Genomic DNA, 15,690 nt, shown 5'->3' on the forward strand with positions numbered 1-15,690 from the left:
TGAGAGGTCAGCGGTCTGACACGCGGGTGTCGCCGGTCTCGAAGGTGTCGGCGGGGGAGCCGGAGGGGCAGGGGGAGGCGTACAGGTCGCGCAGGCGGGCGGCGGCTTCGGCCAGGCGTGCCCGGAGGCCGGGCGGGTCGACGACCTCGGCCTCCGGGCCGAAGCGGAGGATCTGGCTGTAGGCGACCTCCGGCGACTCGACGGGCAGGCGGAACGTGACCCACCCCCGCTCGTCGGGCTCACCGGCGGAGGCCAGGGCGGCGTCGAGGGCCGCGGGGTCGGCGACGGAGGGGAGCGCGCGGCGGCCGGCGGGGCTGAGGCGTACGGTGACGTGCGTGGTGAGCAGGGACCCGGCGAACTGCGCCGCCCTCTCGCTCCAGAACGCGGCCAGGTCGAAGGCGCCGTCCCGCTCGAAGCGCAGGCCGGAGTGGATCTCGACCTCGTCGAAGCGGTCGACCCGGTAGATGGCGAACCGGGTCGCCAGGTACCAGACCCCCGCCTTCAGCACGAGCCCGTACGGCTCCAGGCGCCGGGCGGCGCCGGCCTGCTCGGTCTGCCTGGCCGCTTCGGTCTGCTCGCTCTCCCCGGCTTGTTCGCCGCGTCCGGCCCGCTCGGTTCTCCTGGTTTCCGCGGCTTGTCCGGTCTGCCCGGTCTGCTCGCCCGGCCGGGTGCGCGTGGCACGCCGATAGAGGGCGGTGACCGGGTGGTCGCCCCACACCGCCCTGGCCAGGGGCGCCAGCGCCGCCGGGGGAGGCCGCTCGCTCGCGAACCAGCCGGGGGCGTCCAGGTGGAAGCGCTGAGCCGCGGTCGCGGGGGCGTCGCGGAGTCCGGGGGAGAGCGCTGCCGAGGCCTTCAGGCGCGCCGTGGCCGCCACCTCGCTCAGTCCCATCTCCCGCAGCGCCTCCGGCACGCCCGACAGGAACAGCGCCTCCGCCTCGGCGCGGTCCAGCCCGGTGAGGCGGGTGCGGTATCCGTCCAGCAGCCGGTAGCCGCCACCTCGCCCGCGGTCGGCGTACACCGGCACACCGGCCTCCGACAGGGCCAGCATGTCACGGTGGACGGTCCGCTCGGAGACCTCCAGCTCCTGGGAGAGCTCCGCCGCGGTCATCCCGCCCCGGGCCTGGAGCAGCAGGACCAACGACATCAACCTGGCTGCGCGCACCCCCCGACCCTAGCCCCGGCGCACCCGCCACCGCGGCCGGGACGGGTTCGGGCGGGGACGGCCGGGCGGGGGCCGCGGGGGACGGGTCGTGGAAGACCTCGTGGCCGGTCGCGACCATCGCGCTGCCCGTGCCCGGGGGCTCGCCGGTGCCGAGGTCGCGGGCGATCCGGGGATACGCGCCTCCGGCGACGTGCACGCGGATCCGGTGTCCGCGCCGGAAACGGTGCCCGATCGGCCACAGGTCCACCCGGATCCGGCGGATCCCGTGGTCCCGGCGCGGGCCGGATCGCTCTACGCCCGCTTACCTTGTGGGGATTTTTGCTGTTTTTGGACCGGAGTGGACCCGTCGCGGTGTCACGTTGCATGATCACGGTCGCCGCCGGTACTCTGGCCACATGCGACACCCGACTACCCTTCAGTGGTGGCGCCGCTTCTAGGCGGCGCAGGTTTCGCATTCGCGAGCAGACAGACGGCCGCCCGGGGAGGCGGCCTTTTCTGTGTCCGCTCCCTCAGGGCATCAGGGAAACAAGAGGGGCGATACCGCAGTGGAGACGAGCCGATATACCACCGCCGGCGGCATAGGGGTCGAGGTCACCGCGTCCGACGTGCCCGAGACGGTGCTTGAGGACGTCGTCACGACGCTCGGCGAGCGCCGTGGCGGAGTGCTCTCCTCCGGGATGGAGTATCCCGGCCGCTACAGCCGATGGCACCTCGCCTACGTCGACCCCTGCCTGGAGATCGTGGCCAGGGGACGTAGGATCTCCGCCCGCGCGCTGAACGCCCGGGGCAGGGTGGTCCTGCCCGCCATCGTGTCCTGCCTGCTGGCGGCGGGCAAGCCCGTCGAGGAGCCGACGGCCGACCTCGTCGAGGTCCACGTGGCGGAGTCGGAGGACATCCTCCCCGAGGAGATGCGCAGCCGGCGCCCCACGGTCTTCACCGCGATCCGCGAGATCATCGCCGCCTTCAAGGGCGAGAACGAGCACCTGGGCCTGTACGGCTCCTTCGGCTACGACCTGGCCTTCCAGTTCGAGCCGATCAGGCAGGTTCTGAAGCGGGCCACCGACCAGCGTGACCTCGTGCTGCACCTGCCCGACCGGGTGATGGTGATCGACCGCAAGAGGGAGACCAGCAAGGAGTTCCGCTACGAGTTCACCGTGGACGGCGTCTCCACCCACGGGCTCGCCCGCGAGGGGGAGGTCGTGCCGCTGACCCCGCCGCCGTCCGAGCTCCCGGCCGACCCCGAAAGGGGCTCCTACGCCAAGGTCGTGGCCGCGGCCAAGGAGAAGTTCGTCCGCGGCGACCTGTTCGAGGTGGTCCCCGGCCAGGTCTTCCACGCCCCCTGCACCGACCCGGCCGCCTTCTACCGGGGACTGCGCAAGGTCAATCCGGCGCCGTACGAGTTCCTGTTCAACCTCGGCGAGGGCGAGCACCTGGTCGGCGCCTCCCCGGAGATGTACGTCCGGGTCAGCGGCGACCGCGTCGAGACCTGCCCCATCTCCGGCACCATCGCCCGCGGCGGCAACCCCATCGAGGACGCCGACGCGATCCGGACCCTCCTGTCCAGCGTCAAGGAGGAGTCGGAGCTGACCATGTGCACCGACGTGGACCGCAACGACAAGTCCCGCATCTGCGTGCCGGGGACGGTTCAGGTGATCGGCCGCCGCCAGATCGAGATGTACTCCCGGCTCATCCACACCGTCGACCACATCGAGGGCCGGCTGCGTCCGGAGTTCGACGCCCTCGACGCCTTCCTCACCCACATGTGGGCCGTCACCGTCACCGGAGCCCCCAAGACCTGGGCGATGCAGTTCATCGAGGACCACGAGGAGACCACGCGGCGCTGGTACGGCGGGGCGGTCGGCTACATCGGCTTCGACGGCTCGATGAACACCGGCCTGACCCTGCGCACCGCGCAGATCCGCGGCGGGGTCGCCACCGTCAGGGCCGGGGCCACGCTGCTGTTCGACTCCGACCCCGAGGCCGAGGAGCGGGAGACCGAGCTCAAGGCCAGCGCCCTGCTGGGCGCCCTGGCGGCGGTCGGCGCGGCCCCGCTGGAGCAGGTCGAGGCGGAGGTGGTCGCCGAGCAGCCGGGAAGCGGCATGAAGGTGCTGCTCGTCGACCACGAGGACTCCTTCGTCAACACCCTCGCCGACTACTTCCGCCAGCAGGGCGCCGAGGTCGTCACGCTCAGGCACGGCTTCCCCGTCACGATGATCGACGAGATCGCGCCCTCCCTGGTGGTGCTGTCGCCCGGCCCCGGCTGGCCGTCCGACTTCGGCCTGCCCGCCCTGGTCGGCGCCCTCTACGAACGCGACCTGCCGGTGTTCGGCGTCTGCCTCGGCCTGCAGGGCATGGTGGAGCAGGCGGGCGGCACCCTCGAACTGCTGTCCTACCCCGAGCACGGCAAGCGCGGCCAGGTACGGCGGCTGGGCGACAGCGCCCTGCTCGACGGTCTCCCCGAGGAGTTCACCGCCGCGCGCTACCACTCGGTCCACGCCAAGCGGGCGGGCGTCGCCGGGTTCACCGCCACCGCGCTCACCCCGGACGGCGCGGTGATGGCGATCGAGGACGTGGAGCGACGCCGCTTCGCGGTGCAGTTCCATCCCGAGTCGATCCTCACCGCCGGGGGAGGCTCGGGAGCGAAGATCATCGCCAACGTTCTCCGGCTCTGCCGCACGACCGGGTAAAGAACCCGTATTCCGCGCCCGGCGGTCGCGCCGGATGATCCTAGAGTTCTCCCCGTCGTGGAGATCGCGGGCGTACCGGGCCAGGCCCGGCCGGTACGCCCGCGGCGGGGAGGAGCGGGCATGAGGTCGGACGGCGTGCTGCCCGTCGAGCTGCCCGACGCCGTACGGGAGGCGCTGCTGGCGCCGCTGGTCGACCACAACTGCCACGGCGTGTGCCGCGACGACCTGACCCGGGCCCGGTTCGAGACGCTGCTCACCGACGCGGGGACTCCGGCGCCGCCGGGCACCACCCATTTCGACACCCCCGCGGGCGCCGCGGTCCGCCGCTGGTGCGCACCCGTCCTCGGCCTCGCCCCGCACGTGCCGCCCGCCGTCTACCTGGCCCGCAGGATGGAGCTCGGCGCGGCCGAGGTGAACCGGCGGCTGCTGGACGCCGCGGGGATCGCCACCTTCCTGTTCGACGGTTCCGACGGTTTTGATGGTTTCGACGACTCCGACGGCCCGGGTCCGGAGGGCTTCGGCGGCTTCGAGGGGTTCGGCGACCTCGGCGACCTCGGCGGTCCCGGCGGTCGCGGGGGCGCCGGAGGGCTCGGCGCTCTCGGCGGCTCCCGGGGGTCCGAGGGCCCCGGCGCTGTGGATCGTCTGGATCGTCCGGACCGCTTCGACGCCGGCCTCGGCGGGGCCGGGGTGCCGCCGAGGACCGGGACGGGCCACGCGGGCGGCGCGGAGACCGCGCGGGTCGTCCACATCGAGCGGGCCGAGGAGGAGGTCGCCGGGACCGCCGTCTCAGGAGTCTCCTACATCTCCGCCCTCGCCCAGAACCTCGCCGAGCGGGCCGCCCGCGCCGTCGCCCTGAAGTCGGTCACGGCCCACAGGTCCGGCCACCACCTCGATCCGGCCAGGCCGAGCCGGGGAGCGGTGATCGCGGCGGCCACCCGGCGGCTGGCCTGCCCGGGGGAGGAACTCACCGACCAGGTGCTGCTGCGCCACCTGCTCTGGACGGCCGTCGACGTGGCCAGGGAGTACGGGCGGCCGCTGCAGTTCCACACCGGTCTCGCCCGCTACGCCGGCGGTACGCGCCACGGCGCCCACCCGGGACGTGGCGGCCGTGTCACCTCGGGCCGTCGCGGCGCGTACGGCGGCGCTTCCGGGGGGGCCGGCTCCTCCGGAGTCCACGCCGGTCCCGGCTGGAGCCCCGACCCCGGCCCGCACGGCACCGGTCCGGCGCCGGTGACCGGCTTCATCATGGCCGTGCAGCCGGTGGGCGTCCCCGTCGTCCTGCTGCGCTCCCACCCGTTCCACCGCCAGGCGGCCAGCCTGGCGGGCGCCCTCCCGCACGTCTACGTCGACGTGGGAGCGGCCCTGACCCGCAGCGCCACGGGTTCGGCCGCGGTCATGGCGGAACTGCTGGAGCTCGTGCCGTTCCACAAGCAGCTGTTCGGCTCCGGTGGCCACGGTGTGGCCGAGACCTGCCACCTCGGCGCCCTGCACTACCGGCGCGGCCTGGCCGGGGCGCTCGCCGCGCGGCTGGCCGACGGCGAGTGGAGCGCGGCCGACGCCGCCCGGGTGGCCCAGATGATCGGCTCGGGCAACGCCCGGCGGATATACCGGTTGTGACGGGTGCCCGACGCTGGGACGGCTGAGCCCCTGGAATAATGTGGCGACTGTTGGTGCGACGAGGGGGAGCAAGTTGACGGACGATGGGGCAGAGGCACGTTTTCTCGACGACGTGACGGTGGAGCTGGTCAAGCACAGCGCCTCCGACACCGACGTGCTCTGGGCAGCGCGGGTGTCGACCGCCGGGGAGCAGTCCCTGGAGGAGGTCGGCAAGGACCCCGAGCGTTCCAGGGGGCTGCTCAACTTCCTGATGCGCGACCGGCACGGCAGTCCCTTCGAGCACAACTCGATGACCTTCCTCGTCAGCGCACCGATCTTCGTCTTCCGGGAATTTCACCGCCACAGGGTTGGATGGTCATACAACGAAGAAAGTGGGCGTTACCGGGAGCTTCAGCCTAATTTTTATGTTCCGGGGGTGGAGCGGAAGCTGGTTCAGGAGGGCCGTCCGGGCAAGTACGTCTTCGCCGAGGGCAGCGCCGAGCAGCACAAGATCGTCACTGAGGCGATGGAGTCGTCGTACCGGCAGTCCTACGCCGCCTACCAGGAGATGCTGGCGGCCGGGATCGCCCGGGAGGTGGCCAGGGCGGTGCTGCCCGTCGGTCTCTTCTCGTCGATGTACGCCACCTGTAACGCGCGCTCGCTCATGCACTTCCTCTCCCTGCGCACCAAGAACGAGCAGGCCAGGGTGCCCTCGTTCCCGCAGCGCGAGATCGAGATGGTGGCGGAGAAGATGGAGGCGGCCTGGGCGGAGCTGATGCCTCTCACGCACGCGGCCTTCGTGGCCGCCGGCAGGGTCGCCCCCTAGAGGCGTCCGCCGGGCGTGCGGGCCGGAGGGGTCCCGCCCGCCGTCTTCCTGTCGTCGTCTCCCGGTTCGTCGTCTCCGCGTCCGGCGCCGGTGGTCAGCCCGTCGTCTCCTGGCGGCGGGAGAGGGCGGGCAGGACGAGGATCTCGGCGCCCGGAGGCAGCGCGCAGTCGAGGCCGCCGAGGTGCCGGGCGTTCTCGCCGCAGACGAACATGCTGATGTGCCGGCGGATGCACCCGTAGTCGTCGCGGAGCCGCTGCTCCAGGGACGGGTGCGTGCGGCGGAGCATGTCGAGGGCGGAGCCCAGCGTGGGGTGGCCGTCGTCGTGGTCGGCGATGGCGAAGACGCGGATCTCGGTGGTCTCGCCCGCCCAGTGCCGCAGGGTGGGGGGAAGCATGAAGGTCACGAGGGTGACGGGTCTGGCCATCGGCTCAGAGCACCGTGTCGCGCCGGGCGGGCACGCCCGGGGAGCCTGGACGGCCGGCTGGTCGCCGGTCGGACGGGTGCCGGGGGCGGGCGTCGCCCTCATCGTGGAAGAGCCACCACCGGTGGAGGGGACCGGGGACGGGTTCGTGCGGGTGGGCGGCTCCGGCCGGGGGGCCGGGCGGATGACGATGGTGGCGGACGGGTCCGTGCGGGTGGCGGTCGAGAGGGGGGCACGGGCTGTGAGGGGGGCCGTCGTGCATGACCATCTCCTTTCGGATTGGGCCTCATGCTGCCATGTCACGCCGCGTCCCGCCGTGCTCTATAAAATTTGGGTGATCAGTTCGGGGTGTTAGTCCCGAATGTCGTTCAGGGCTCACCCGGCACGATGTCCCGGTGGATCTGGGCCGACGGCATTCCGCCCCGCTGGAGTCTGCGGACCGCCTCGTTGACCATGGAGGTCGGGCCGCAGACGTAGGCCTCGTGCTCGGCCCACGAGTGGAAGCGCTCCATCACGTCGGGAACCCTGCCCCGCATGCCGTCGTACCCCGGTTCCTCGGAGACCACGGGCAGCACCCGCAGCCGCGGGAAGGCCGACTCCATCCGTACCAGGTCGGTCAGGTCGTAGAGCTCGGCGGCCGTGCGGGCTCCGTACAGCAGGTGGATGTTGGGGCGGCGCCCGGAGTCGATCACGTGCTCCAGGATGGCCTTGATCGGGGCCAGGCCGGTGCCGCCCGCCACGCACAGGATGTCGCGCTCCGAGTCGGCGGGCACCATGGTGCCGATCGGAGGGCCCAGCGTCACGGTGTCGCCGATCCGGGTGTGCCGGACCAGCGTGGTGGAGACCCAGCCGCCGGTGAGCGCGCGGACGTGCAGGCGGACGGTGTTGTCGTCCCGGGGCGCGTTCGCGATGGAGAACGTGCGCCAGACGCGCGGCCAGCGCGCGGTCTGCACGTTGACGTACTGGCCGGGCGTGTAGGGCAGGTCCTGGTCGAGCCGCAGGGTGATCACCGCGATGTCCGGCGTGCGGAGCTCGTGGTCGATCACCTCGGCCAGCCACCAGGCGGGCGACACCCCCGCGTCCGACTCGGCTGATTCGATCATGAGATTGGCGGCGGCGGTGTACGCGGCCACCCACGCCGCCTCGATCTCGGTGTCCCAGATCTCGGCGGCGAAGTGCCGGATCGTGGCGAGGAGCGCGTTGCCGACCGCGGTGTAGTGCTCGGCGAGCACCCCGTACTTGCGGTGGTCACGGCCGAGCTGGCCGAGGAACGACGCCAGGCTGCCGGGACTGTCCAGACTCCAGACGATCCTGGTCAGCGCGCTGAACAAGCGGTCGCGCTGGACGTCCATCGCCGGGGGGAACATCGCCCGCAGATGCGGGCTCTCGGCGAACAGGCGCCCGTAGAAGTACGCCGCGGCCTTGTCCGCGACGGGCTCGACGACGGCGAAGCTTTCCTTGACGAGACGCGGATTCAAAGACATTTAACGAACCCACCCTAATTGACCGGATCAAAGTCCGATCACACAGATCCACCTCCCTGACGGCTCCGGGTGACGAGCGACCGGGAGCCCCGGCTCACCTGGTCCCTCGAATTTGAGTCTTCCATCACCATGTAGACGTCACAACCGTTTCTCAGCAATATGGTGGGAAATCTAACTATCCGTAATTGGAAAGTTATTTTGTGTGACCAACTAATTGATGGTGATCGGGATAGGCGAATAATAATCACGTTCTCTTTGAATGGAAAATTTACTGGTCGTAAGATTTTCGGTCATGTCGGAGTCCCAGGTCGTGGGCGAGGGGAACTCCCCAGGAGGTGAGGGTTGCGGACTCCTGGCGAGACGACACTGATACCTCAGATGTGTGACATGACCGAAATGGAGTGCGTCATGATAGAGGAGCTGTTGGAGATGGGATCGGTGCTGTCCGAAACAGGTGGCGCCACCTCGCGCACGCCCCCCTGGAGAACGCATGTCCCGACCCTTGATCGGTATCACCGCCTACCTTGAGGCCGCCCGCTGGGGCGACTGGGTCAGGGAGGCCGTCCTGTCGCCCCCCTCCTACGCGCGGGCCGTCGAGAAGGCGGGCGGCGCCCCGGTGCTGCTGCCGCCGCTCAACCTCGGCGGGATCGACGACTATGTCCACGGTCTGTCCGGCGTGATCCTCGCCGGCGGGGGCGAGCTCGACCCCTCCCTGTACGGGGCCGCCCGCGAGGAGCGCGTCAGGGACCCCCAGCCGCACCGCGACCGCTTCGAGCTGGCGCTGGCCCGCGCCGCCGTCGAGGCCGACCTGCCGCTGCTCGCCTCGGGGCGGGGCATGCACGTCCTGAACGTCGCCCAGGGCGGGACCCTGATCCCCTGGCTTCCCGAGGTGGTCGACCACGACCGCCACGCCGCCTCCCAGGCGCACCGCATCCAGATCAGCGTCTCCAGCAAGCTTGGCAAGGCGTTGGGCGACACGGCCGAGGTGACCGCGCCCCATCACCAGGCCGTCAAGCGGCTGGGCACCGGCCTGCTCGCCGTGGCCTGGGCCGACGACCAGATCGTCGAGGGCGTCGAGCTGCAGGGGCATCGGTTCGGCGTCGGCGTGCAGTGGAACCCCGCGCGCGCCGGGGACAACCGGCTCGTCGAGGCCCTGGTCGAGGCCGCTCGCCGCTGACGTCCGGCACTGACGTCCGGCACTGGCACCCGGCACTGACGCCCCGCCTGCTGACATCCGGTGTTGACGTCCGGTGCCGACCCGCGTTCCCCGGTCACCGCCGTCCGCCGTTTGCCGTCCGTCTGCGGTCCGTCCGCGTCATCCGCCCGCAGTCCGTCCGCGTCATCTGGCCGCCGTCTGGCCGCCGTCTGGCCGCCGTGGCCCGCTCGCGGCCCGGCCGCGACGCCGTTGCGCGGGGGGCGTCGCACGGGGTCCCGCCGTGCCGGGGATCCGGCGGGTAAAGTGCCGATCATGTCGTTGCACCCGCAGGCCGAGGCCTACCTGAAGCTCTTCCAGACGGACCTCGGTGCCCCTCTCTCCACGCTCACACACGAGATGATCGCCGAGCTGCGGACCCTCGACGGTTTCGCCGAGCAGCGCGGTCCGCTCGTTCCCCTCCCGCTGGTCAGGGACGACGTCGCCGCGGGCGTGCCGGTCCGCGTCTACCGGCCGGAGGAGGGCGACCGCCCTCTCCCCGCGATCGTCTACTTCCACGGCGGAGGCTGGGTCTTCGGAAGCGTCGAGCGCAACGACGCCCTCGGCCGCGACCTCGCGGTGCGCAACGGGGCGGTCGTGATCTCGGTCGACTACCGGCTCGCGCCCCACCACCCCTTCCCCGCGGCGGCCGACGACGCGTGGAGCGTCGTCCAGGACCTCTTCGCCCGTCCCGGCGCCTACGGGGCCGACCCGGAGCGCATCGCGGTCTGCGGCGACAGCGCCGGGGGCAACGTCGCGGCCGTGGCCGCCTGGCGGGCCAGGGACGCCGGGCTCAGGTTGGCACACCAGCTGCTCGTCTACCCGGTGGCAGACGTGGCGATGGACACCGAGAGCTACCGCACCTACGCCACCGGCTTCGGGCTCGGTGCCGATGAGATGGCCTGGTTCGTCGCGCAGTACGGCGGTGACCCGGCCGACCCCCGGCTGGCCCCGGCCCGGCTCGCCGACAAGTCCGGCCTGGCCCCGGCGACGGTGATCGTCGCCGAGTGCGACCCGCTCTGCGACGAGGGCGAGGAGTACGCCGCCCAGCTCGCCGCGGCCGGGGTACCGGTCGAGGTGAGGAGGTACGACGGGGCCATCCACGGCTTCTTCGGACTGCCGGGCTTCTTCGACCAGGCGATCGAGGCGCGCGAGTACGCCGCGACCCGTCTCGCGGAGGCCTTCAAGTAGGGGGTCTTTCCGGCGGGGCGGGACCCGTACGGCATGGTCGTCCCGGATGGCGGCGCCCGGTCAGAAGCGCCTGTGCAGGGAGGCCAGGCCGGGCGCGAAGACCTGGCCGACGACGAACTCCTCCATCTTCGCCACGTCGTCGGCCTCGAAGGTGGCCGACCACTCGACGAACGCCCTCCCGCTGTCGGTGACGGGGGCGACGCGGTAGAAGGCCCGGTGGTCACGGACCGGCAGCGGGCTCTCCAGGATCCCGTACGTCGCCGAACGCGAGGCGTCGTCGAGGGTGAGCAGCCGCTCCCTGAAGGTTCCGCCGGGGCCCTCCAGCCTGCGCACCGCGCCCGGCCGGGAGTCCCCGCCGTCCTCGATCTCGCAGCCGGTGATCCCCGGCAGCCACTCCGCCAGGTTGCCGAAATCCCTGAGGTACTCCCACACCTCGTCGGCGGAGGCGTTGATCACCGTGCTGGCGTACGCGGACATCGGCCACTCCTCGTGCTGGTCTCGTCACCGAGGGTCTGCCCGTGCGTGCCGCGCGGCAATCCGGTCAGAAGCTCCTGGGCAGCCCGAGCACCTGGGTGGCCAGGTAGTTGAGCAGGAGTTCCTCGGTGACGGGGGCGACCTTGCCGATGCGGGCGTCGGCCAGCAGGCGGGCCACCGGGTACTCCAGCGAGTAGGCCATGCCGCCGTGCGTCTGGAAGGCGTGGTCCGCCGCCTCCCACGCGGCCTGCGAGGCGGTCAGCTTGGCGATGTTGGCCTCGGTGCCGCAGGGCTGCTGCCCGTCGAACAGCCACGCGGCCTTGTAGAGCATCAGCCTGGCCAGCTCGATCTTGGCCTTGACCTGGGCGAGGGGGAAGGCGATGGCCTGGTTGGCGCCGATCGGGCGGCCGAAGACCTCCCGCTCCTTGGCGTACTGCACGGCCACCCGCAGCGCCACCTCGGCGCCGCCGAGCGCGGAGGCGGCCAGCAGGACGCGCTCGGGGTTGAGGATGTCCCACAGCACCATCGCGCCCTGGTCGACCTCGCCGACGACGTTCCTCTCCGGGACCCGCAGGTCGTCGATGAAGACCATGTTGGACGGGGTGGTGTTGGCGCCCATCTTCGGGATCGGCTGGAAGGACAGCTGCCCGGCGGCGACCGCCTCGGGGACGTTCACCAGCAGGACGGTCAGGCCGTTGGAGCGGGGCTTGGCCTCGGCGGCCGGGATGGTCCGGGTGACCAGGAGCATCCAGGTGGCGCGCTGCACGCCGGTGATCCAGATCTTCTGGCCCTTGACGACGAACTCCGCGCCGTCGCGGCGGGCGAAGGTGGAGATGCCCAGGGCGTTGGACCCGGCGTCGGGCTCGGTCAGCGCGAAGCAGGTCTCCAGCTCGCCGGTGGCCAGCCTGGGCAGCAGTTCGTCGCGCTGCCACCGGCTGCCGTGCCTGGACAGGGTCATGGCGCCGAACCCGGGGGTGAGCACGTAGGTGAACGCCGAGCCGCCGGCCGAACCGGAGGCCGACAGGGTCTCCGTGGCCACGGCCAGCTCCAGCAGGCCCTGCCCGCCGCCCCCGTACTCCTCGGGCACGGCCAGGCCGAGCCAGCCGCCCTTGGCCAGGTCCTGCCAGACCTCCTCCGGCCAGCGTTTCTCGCTCTCGCACCGCTGCCAGTAGTCCAGGTCGTAGCGCGCGCAGATGTCGCCGATGCCGCGCTGCACGGCGAGGGCGCTCTCGGGGAGGGTGAAGTCCATGTTGATCAACTCCGTTCTAGCTGCGTGCGCAATCGTAGAACGTAATTCGGTATCTCCGGGGCCCGAGGTCAGGCTTCCCGGGCGGGATCCAGCCGGGGCCTGCGCGCGTGGTAGACGAAGGCCGGCGGCACGTTCCCCCACACCGTCCGGCCCACGACGACCTCCTCGAAGGTGTCGACCAGGCGCTTCTTGAAGCGCCGCGCGGGGGGAAGGTGCTTGGCGAAGCTGTACGCGAAGGTGGTGAAGGCCGTGTGCGGGCCCATGATCGCGGTGACCGCGTCCAGCAGGCGTCCCTGTGTCTCCGCGGAGAACGCGGCCCAGGGGAGCCCGCTCACGATCGCGTCGGCCCTGGACAGGCCGCGCTCCTGGAGCAGCTGCGGCAGCCGTGCCGCGTCGTCGACCACGACGTCCACCCCCGGGTTTCCGGCGGCGAGGAACTCGGCGAGCTTCGGGTTGATCTCGACGGCGAGGTGGTGCCCCCGGCCGCCCAGCCGGCGCTGGATCTCCGCCGTGAAAGCGCCCGTGCCGGGGCCGAGCTCGACGATCACCGGATCTCCCCGGAGAGGGACCGGCGAGGCCACCGCCTCGGCGAGCCGCCGAGAGCTCGGCGCCACCGCTCCAACGGTGCCCGGCGAGCGGATCCACTGCCCCAGGAAGAGCGCGGTGTCATTGGTCATGGTTTGAAGGGTAGAGGGTGCGAGGGGCCCGGAAGTACACCATCTGGAGGATCTCGACGGTCGTCCTGAGGCGGGATCTCCTCCCCACAGGGCTGCCCGCCCGGACCGGGTGCGGGCCCGTGGGGCGCGGGAGGACGGCGCGAAGGCGGTGCCCCCTGGCACCCCTTCGGACGACGTCCCTCCCGCGCCCCACAGGGTCTCAGATACCCTCCACGGGCAGATAGACCCGGCCGCCCTCGCGGGAGAACTCCTCCGACTTCTCCCGCATCCCGGCCTCCAGGGCCTCGACGCCGGTCAGGCCGCGTTCCTCGGCGAACCTGCGCACATCGTGGCTGATCTTCATCGAGCAGAACTTCGGGCCGCACATCGAGCAGAAGTGCGCGGTCTTGGCCGGGGCGGCGGGCAGCGTCTCGTCGTGGAAGGACCGGGCGGTCGCGGGGTCCAGGGAGAGGTCGAACTGGTCCTCCCAGCGGAACTCGAACCGCGCGTCGGACAGGGCGTCGTCCCAGGCCTGCGCGCCCGGGTGGCCCTTGGCGAGGTCGGCCGCGTGCGCCGCGATCTTGTAGGTGATCACGCCGGTCTTCACGTCGTCCCTGTCGGGCAGGCCCAGGTGTTCCTTGGGCGTGACGTAGCAGAGCATGGCCGTGCCGTACCAGCCGATCATCGCCGCGCCGATGGCCGAGGTGATGTGGTCGTAGCCGGGCGCGATGTCGGTCGTCAGCGGGCCGAGGGTGTAGAACGGGGCGTCGTCGCAGAGCTCGCGCTGCAGGTCGACGTTCTCCTTGATCTTGTGCATGGGGACGTGGCCCGGCCCCTCGATCATCACCTGGACGTCGTGCGCGTGAGCGATCCTCGTGAGCTCGCCCAGCGTTCTGAGCTCGGCGAACTGGGCCTCGTCGTTGGCGTCGGAGATCGATCCCGGACGCAGCCCGTCGCCCAGCGAGAACGCCACGTCGTACCGGGCCAGGATCTCGCAGATGTCGGCGAAGTGCTCGTAGAGGAAGCTCTCGCGGTGGTGCGCCAGGCACCAGGCCGCCATGATCGAGCCGCCCCGGGAGACGATCCCGGTCCTGCGCCGCGCGGTCAGCGGCACATGGGCCAGGCGCACTCCCGCGTGGACGGTGAAGTAGTCCACGCCCTGCTCGCACTGCTCGATCAGGGTGTCGCGGTAGATCTCCCACGACAGGCCGGCCGCGTCGCCGCCCGCCTTCTCCAGCGCCTGGTAGAGCGGGACGGTCCCGATCGGCACCGGGGAGTTGCGGATGATCCACTCGCGGGTGGTGTGGATGTTGCGCCCGGTGGACAGGTCCATCACCGTGTCGGCGCCCCACCGGATCGCCCACGTCATCTTGTCCACCTCCTCCTCGATGGTGGAGGCGACGGCCGAGTTGCCGATGTTGGCGTTGATCTTCACGAGGAAGTTGCGGCCGATGATCATCGGCTCGCTCTCCGGGTGGTTGACGTTGACCGGGATGATCGCCCGCCCGGCGGCCACCTCGGCGCGGACGAACTCCGGCGTCACGCCCTCGCGGACCGCGACGAACTCCATCTCCCGGGTGACCAGGCCGCGCCGGGCGTAGGCGAGCTGGGTCACCGGCGCCCCCACCGCGCGCAGCGGCCGGGCGGCGTGGCCGGTGAAGACCGCGTCGAGGGAGCGGAGGTCGCGGGCCCAGGCGTCGCGGTCGCGGTAGCCGTCGTCGCCGGGAGCGCCGGGGCGGCCGCCGTACCGGACCGTGTCGCCCCGGTCCAGGATCCACTCCTCGCGCATCCGTGGCAGGCCGCGGGTGATGTCGGTGGTCACGGACGGGTCCGTGTAGGGGCCCGAGGTGTCGTACAGCGTGACCGCGTTCCCGTCGGTCAGGCGCACCTCGCGCATGGGGACGCGCAGGTCGCCCTGGTAGGTCTTGAAGCTGGAAATACGCGCGTCGCTCATCGCGCAAACTCCCTTCGCCGGCATTATCCGGAGCAGGTTCTGGCGGTCGGCGGCTGTCTCAGCCGTCCTCTCAGCCCGGTTCCCCGGGCTCCCGCGTTGGTTGAGCGGAACGATAGCGCGTCTCCCCCGCGCCCACCATCCACTTGGCCGCACTGGACGCAGTAGTGTCACCATCAGGTACGGGGAGGGAGACCATCCGGTGAGTCCGGAAGCATCGGGAGCCGAAGATCGAATTTGGACGGTTCCCAACGCGCTGAGCCTGGCCAGGCTCCTGGGGGTGCCGGTTTTCCTCTGGTTGGTGCTGGGGCCGAAGGCCGACGGCTGGGCCGTCGCCCTGCTGATGCTGGCCGGGTTCTCCGACTGGCTCGACGGCAAGATCGCCCGTGCGTGGAACCAGACCAGCAGGCTCGGCCGCCTGCTCGACCCGCTGGCCGACCGGCTCTACATCCTGGCCACCCTGTTCGGCCTCGCCATGCGCGAGATCATCCCCTGGTGGCTGGCGCTGGCCATCCCGCTGCGCGACGTGATGCTGCTGGGCATCCCGATCATCCTGCGCCGCCTCGGGTACGGTCCCGCGCTGCCCGTGCACTTCCTCGGCAAGGCCGCCACCGCCAACCTGCTCTACGCCTTCCCCCTGCTCTTCCTGGCCCACCATCCCTCCTGGTACGCCGAGGCGGCCGGGATCGTCGGCTGGTCCCTGGCCATCTGGGGCACAGGCCTGTACTGGTGGTCCGGAGTGCTGTATTGGGTACAGGTGCGTCAGCTGACAAGCGAGGCCAAACGCCTTAAGAGGTGATC

At 71.4% G+C, this 15,690-nt stretch carries 14 protein-coding genes and 1 riboswitch; of the genes, 6 read left to right on the forward strand and 8 right to left on the reverse strand.

What is annotated here, in order from left to right; all coding sequences use genetic code 11:
- Nucleotides 1-7 precede the first annotated feature (7 nt).
- Together OG587_RS25930 and OG587_RS25935 are read right to left on the reverse strand one after the other, a co-directional pair.
- Complete coding sequence (locus OG587_RS25930) at nucleotides 8-1,162, reverse strand: helix-turn-helix transcriptional regulator (RefSeq protein ID WP_329079651.1); 1,155 nt, start codon at nucleotides 1,160-1,162, stop codon at nucleotides 8-10.
- A complete protein-coding gene (locus OG587_RS25935; RefSeq protein WP_329079653.1) occupies nucleotides 1,050-1,409 on the reverse strand; it encodes a CocE/NonD family hydrolase C-terminal non-catalytic domain-containing protein in 360 nt (119 codons plus the stop codon). The genes OG587_RS25930 and OG587_RS25935 overlap by 113 nt, the downstream gene beginning before the upstream one ends.
- Before the next feature lie 298 nt (nucleotides 1,410-1,707).
- On the opposite strand from OG587_RS25935, the gene OG587_RS25940 reads away from it, so the two are divergent.
- From OG587_RS25940 to thyX, 3 genes are all read left to right on the forward strand, one after another.
- Nucleotides 1,708-3,849, forward strand: coding sequence for an anthranilate synthase component I (locus OG587_RS25940; protein ID WP_329079655.1), 2,142 nt, complete (start codon nucleotides 1,708-1,710; stop codon nucleotides 3,847-3,849).
- Between the two features lie 120 nt (nucleotides 3,850-3,969).
- Nucleotides 3,970-5,466, forward strand: a complete 1,497-nt coding sequence (locus OG587_RS25945) for an amidohydrolase family protein (RefSeq protein ID WP_329079657.1) — start codon at nucleotides 3,970-3,972, stop codon at nucleotides 5,464-5,466.
- Between the two features lie 73 nt (nucleotides 5,467-5,539).
- Nucleotides 5,540-6,271 (forward strand): FAD-dependent thymidylate synthase, encoded by a 732-nt coding sequence (thyX, locus tag OG587_RS25950; protein ID WP_329079659.1) that lies wholly within the window; start codon nucleotides 5,540-5,542, stop codon nucleotides 6,269-6,271.
- A gap of 94 nt (nucleotides 6,272-6,365) precedes the next feature.
- On the opposite strand, the gene OG587_RS25955 is transcribed toward thyX, so the two are convergent.
- Together OG587_RS25955 and OG587_RS25960 are read right to left on the reverse strand one after the other, a co-directional pair.
- Nucleotides 6,366-6,695 carry a hypothetical protein gene (locus OG587_RS25955; protein WP_329079661.1) on the reverse strand — a complete coding sequence of 110 codons (330 nt, stop codon included), beginning with the start codon at nucleotides 6,693-6,695 and terminating at the stop codon, nucleotides 6,366-6,368.
- Between the two features lie 365 nt (nucleotides 6,696-7,060).
- Nucleotides 7,061-8,176 carry a globin domain-containing protein gene (locus OG587_RS25960; RefSeq protein ID WP_329079662.1) on the reverse strand — a complete coding sequence of 372 codons (1,116 nt, stop codon included), beginning with the start codon at nucleotides 8,174-8,176 and terminating at the stop codon, nucleotides 7,061-7,063.
- Between the two features lie 490 nt (nucleotides 8,177-8,666).
- Here OG587_RS25960 and OG587_RS25965 point away from each other — a divergent pair, with 490 nt between their 5' ends.
- Together OG587_RS25965 and OG587_RS25970 are read left to right on the forward strand one after the other, a co-directional pair.
- The gene (locus OG587_RS25965) at nucleotides 8,667-9,353 is read left to right on the forward strand and encodes a gamma-glutamyl-gamma-aminobutyrate hydrolase family protein (RefSeq protein ID WP_329079664.1); all 687 of its coding nucleotides are present in this window, start codon (nucleotides 8,667-8,669) and stop codon (nucleotides 9,351-9,353) included.
- A gap of 291 nt (nucleotides 9,354-9,644) precedes the next feature.
- The gene (locus OG587_RS25970) at nucleotides 9,645-10,559 is read left to right on the forward strand and encodes an alpha/beta hydrolase (RefSeq protein WP_329079666.1); all 915 of its coding nucleotides are present in this window, start codon (nucleotides 9,645-9,647) and stop codon (nucleotides 10,557-10,559) included.
- A 60-nt stretch (nucleotides 10,560-10,619) separates the two neighbouring features.
- Here the strand turns inward: OG587_RS25970 and OG587_RS25975 are convergent, their stop codons facing one another.
- The 4 genes from OG587_RS25975 to thiC form a co-directional block, all read right to left on the reverse strand.
- Nucleotides 10,620-11,036 carry an SRPBCC family protein gene (locus tag OG587_RS25975; RefSeq protein ID WP_329079668.1) on the reverse strand — a complete coding sequence of 139 codons (417 nt, stop codon included), beginning with the start codon at nucleotides 11,034-11,036 and terminating at the stop codon, nucleotides 10,620-10,622.
- Nucleotides 11,037-11,100: 64 nt separating this feature from the next.
- Nucleotides 11,101-12,282 carry an acyl-CoA dehydrogenase family protein gene (locus tag OG587_RS25980; RefSeq protein ID WP_329079670.1) on the reverse strand — a complete coding sequence of 394 codons (1,182 nt, stop codon included), beginning with the start codon at nucleotides 12,280-12,282 and terminating at the stop codon, nucleotides 11,101-11,103.
- A gap of 68 nt (nucleotides 12,283-12,350) precedes the next feature.
- Entirely contained in the window at nucleotides 12,351-12,959 is a 609-nt protein-coding gene (locus OG587_RS25985) for a class I SAM-dependent methyltransferase (protein ID WP_329079672.1), read from the reverse strand.
- Nucleotides 12,960-13,158: 199 nt separating this feature from the next.
- Nucleotides 13,159-14,892, reverse strand: a complete 1,734-nt coding sequence (gene thiC, locus OG587_RS25990; RefSeq protein WP_329079674.1) for a phosphomethylpyrimidine synthase ThiC — start codon at nucleotides 14,890-14,892, stop codon at nucleotides 13,159-13,161.
- A riboswitch (TPP riboswitch) is annotated at nucleotides 14,885-14,997 on the reverse strand. It overlaps the preceding gene by 8 nt.
- A gap of 94 nt (nucleotides 14,998-15,091) precedes the next feature.
- Between thiC and OG587_RS25995 the strand changes: the two genes are divergently transcribed.
- Nucleotides 15,092-15,688 carry a CDP-alcohol phosphatidyltransferase family protein gene (locus tag OG587_RS25995; protein ID WP_329079676.1) on the forward strand — a complete coding sequence of 199 codons (597 nt, stop codon included), beginning with the start codon at nucleotides 15,092-15,094 and terminating at the stop codon, nucleotides 15,686-15,688.
- Nucleotides 15,689-15,690: the final 2 nt, after the last annotated feature.

Source organism: Streptosporangium sp. NBC_01469, from assembly GCF_036227305.1.
In the GTDB taxonomy this organism is placed as follows: Bacteria; Actinomycetota; Actinomycetes; order Streptosporangiales; family Streptosporangiaceae; genus Streptosporangium.

Bases quoted from the DNA above. Each gene is read 5' to 3' on its own strand.
- thiC (WP_329079674.1), bottom strand. From the start codon at position 14,892: ATGAGCGACGCGCGTATTTCCAGCTTCAAGACCTACCAGGGCGACCTG.
- OG587_RS25965 (WP_329079664.1), top strand. From the start codon at position 8,667: ATGTCCCGACCCTTGATCGGTATCACCGCCTACCTTGAGGCCGCCCGC.
- OG587_RS25945 (WP_329079657.1), top strand. From the start codon at position 3,970: ATGAGGTCGGACGGCGTGCTGCCCGTCGAGCTGCCCGACGCCGTACGG.
- OG587_RS25985 (WP_329079672.1), bottom strand. From the start codon at position 12,959: ATGACCAATGACACCGCGCTCTTCCTGGGGCAGTGGATCCGCTCGCCG.
- OG587_RS25960 (WP_329079662.1), bottom strand. From the start codon at position 8,176: ATGTCTTTGAATCCGCGTCTCGTCAAGGAAAGCTTCGCCGTCGTCGAG.
- OG587_RS25970 (WP_329079666.1), top strand. From the start codon at position 9,645: ATGTCGTTGCACCCGCAGGCCGAGGCCTACCTGAAGCTCTTCCAGACG.
- OG587_RS25975 (WP_329079668.1), bottom strand. From the start codon at position 11,036: ATGTCCGCGTACGCCAGCACGGTGATCAACGCCTCCGCCGACGAGGTG.
- OG587_RS25955 (WP_329079661.1), bottom strand. From the start codon at position 6,695: ATGGCCAGACCCGTCACCCTCGTGACCTTCATGCTTCCCCCCACCCTG.
- OG587_RS25980 (WP_329079670.1), bottom strand. From the start codon at position 12,282: ATGGACTTCACCCTCCCCGAGAGCGCCCTCGCCGTGCAGCGCGGCATC.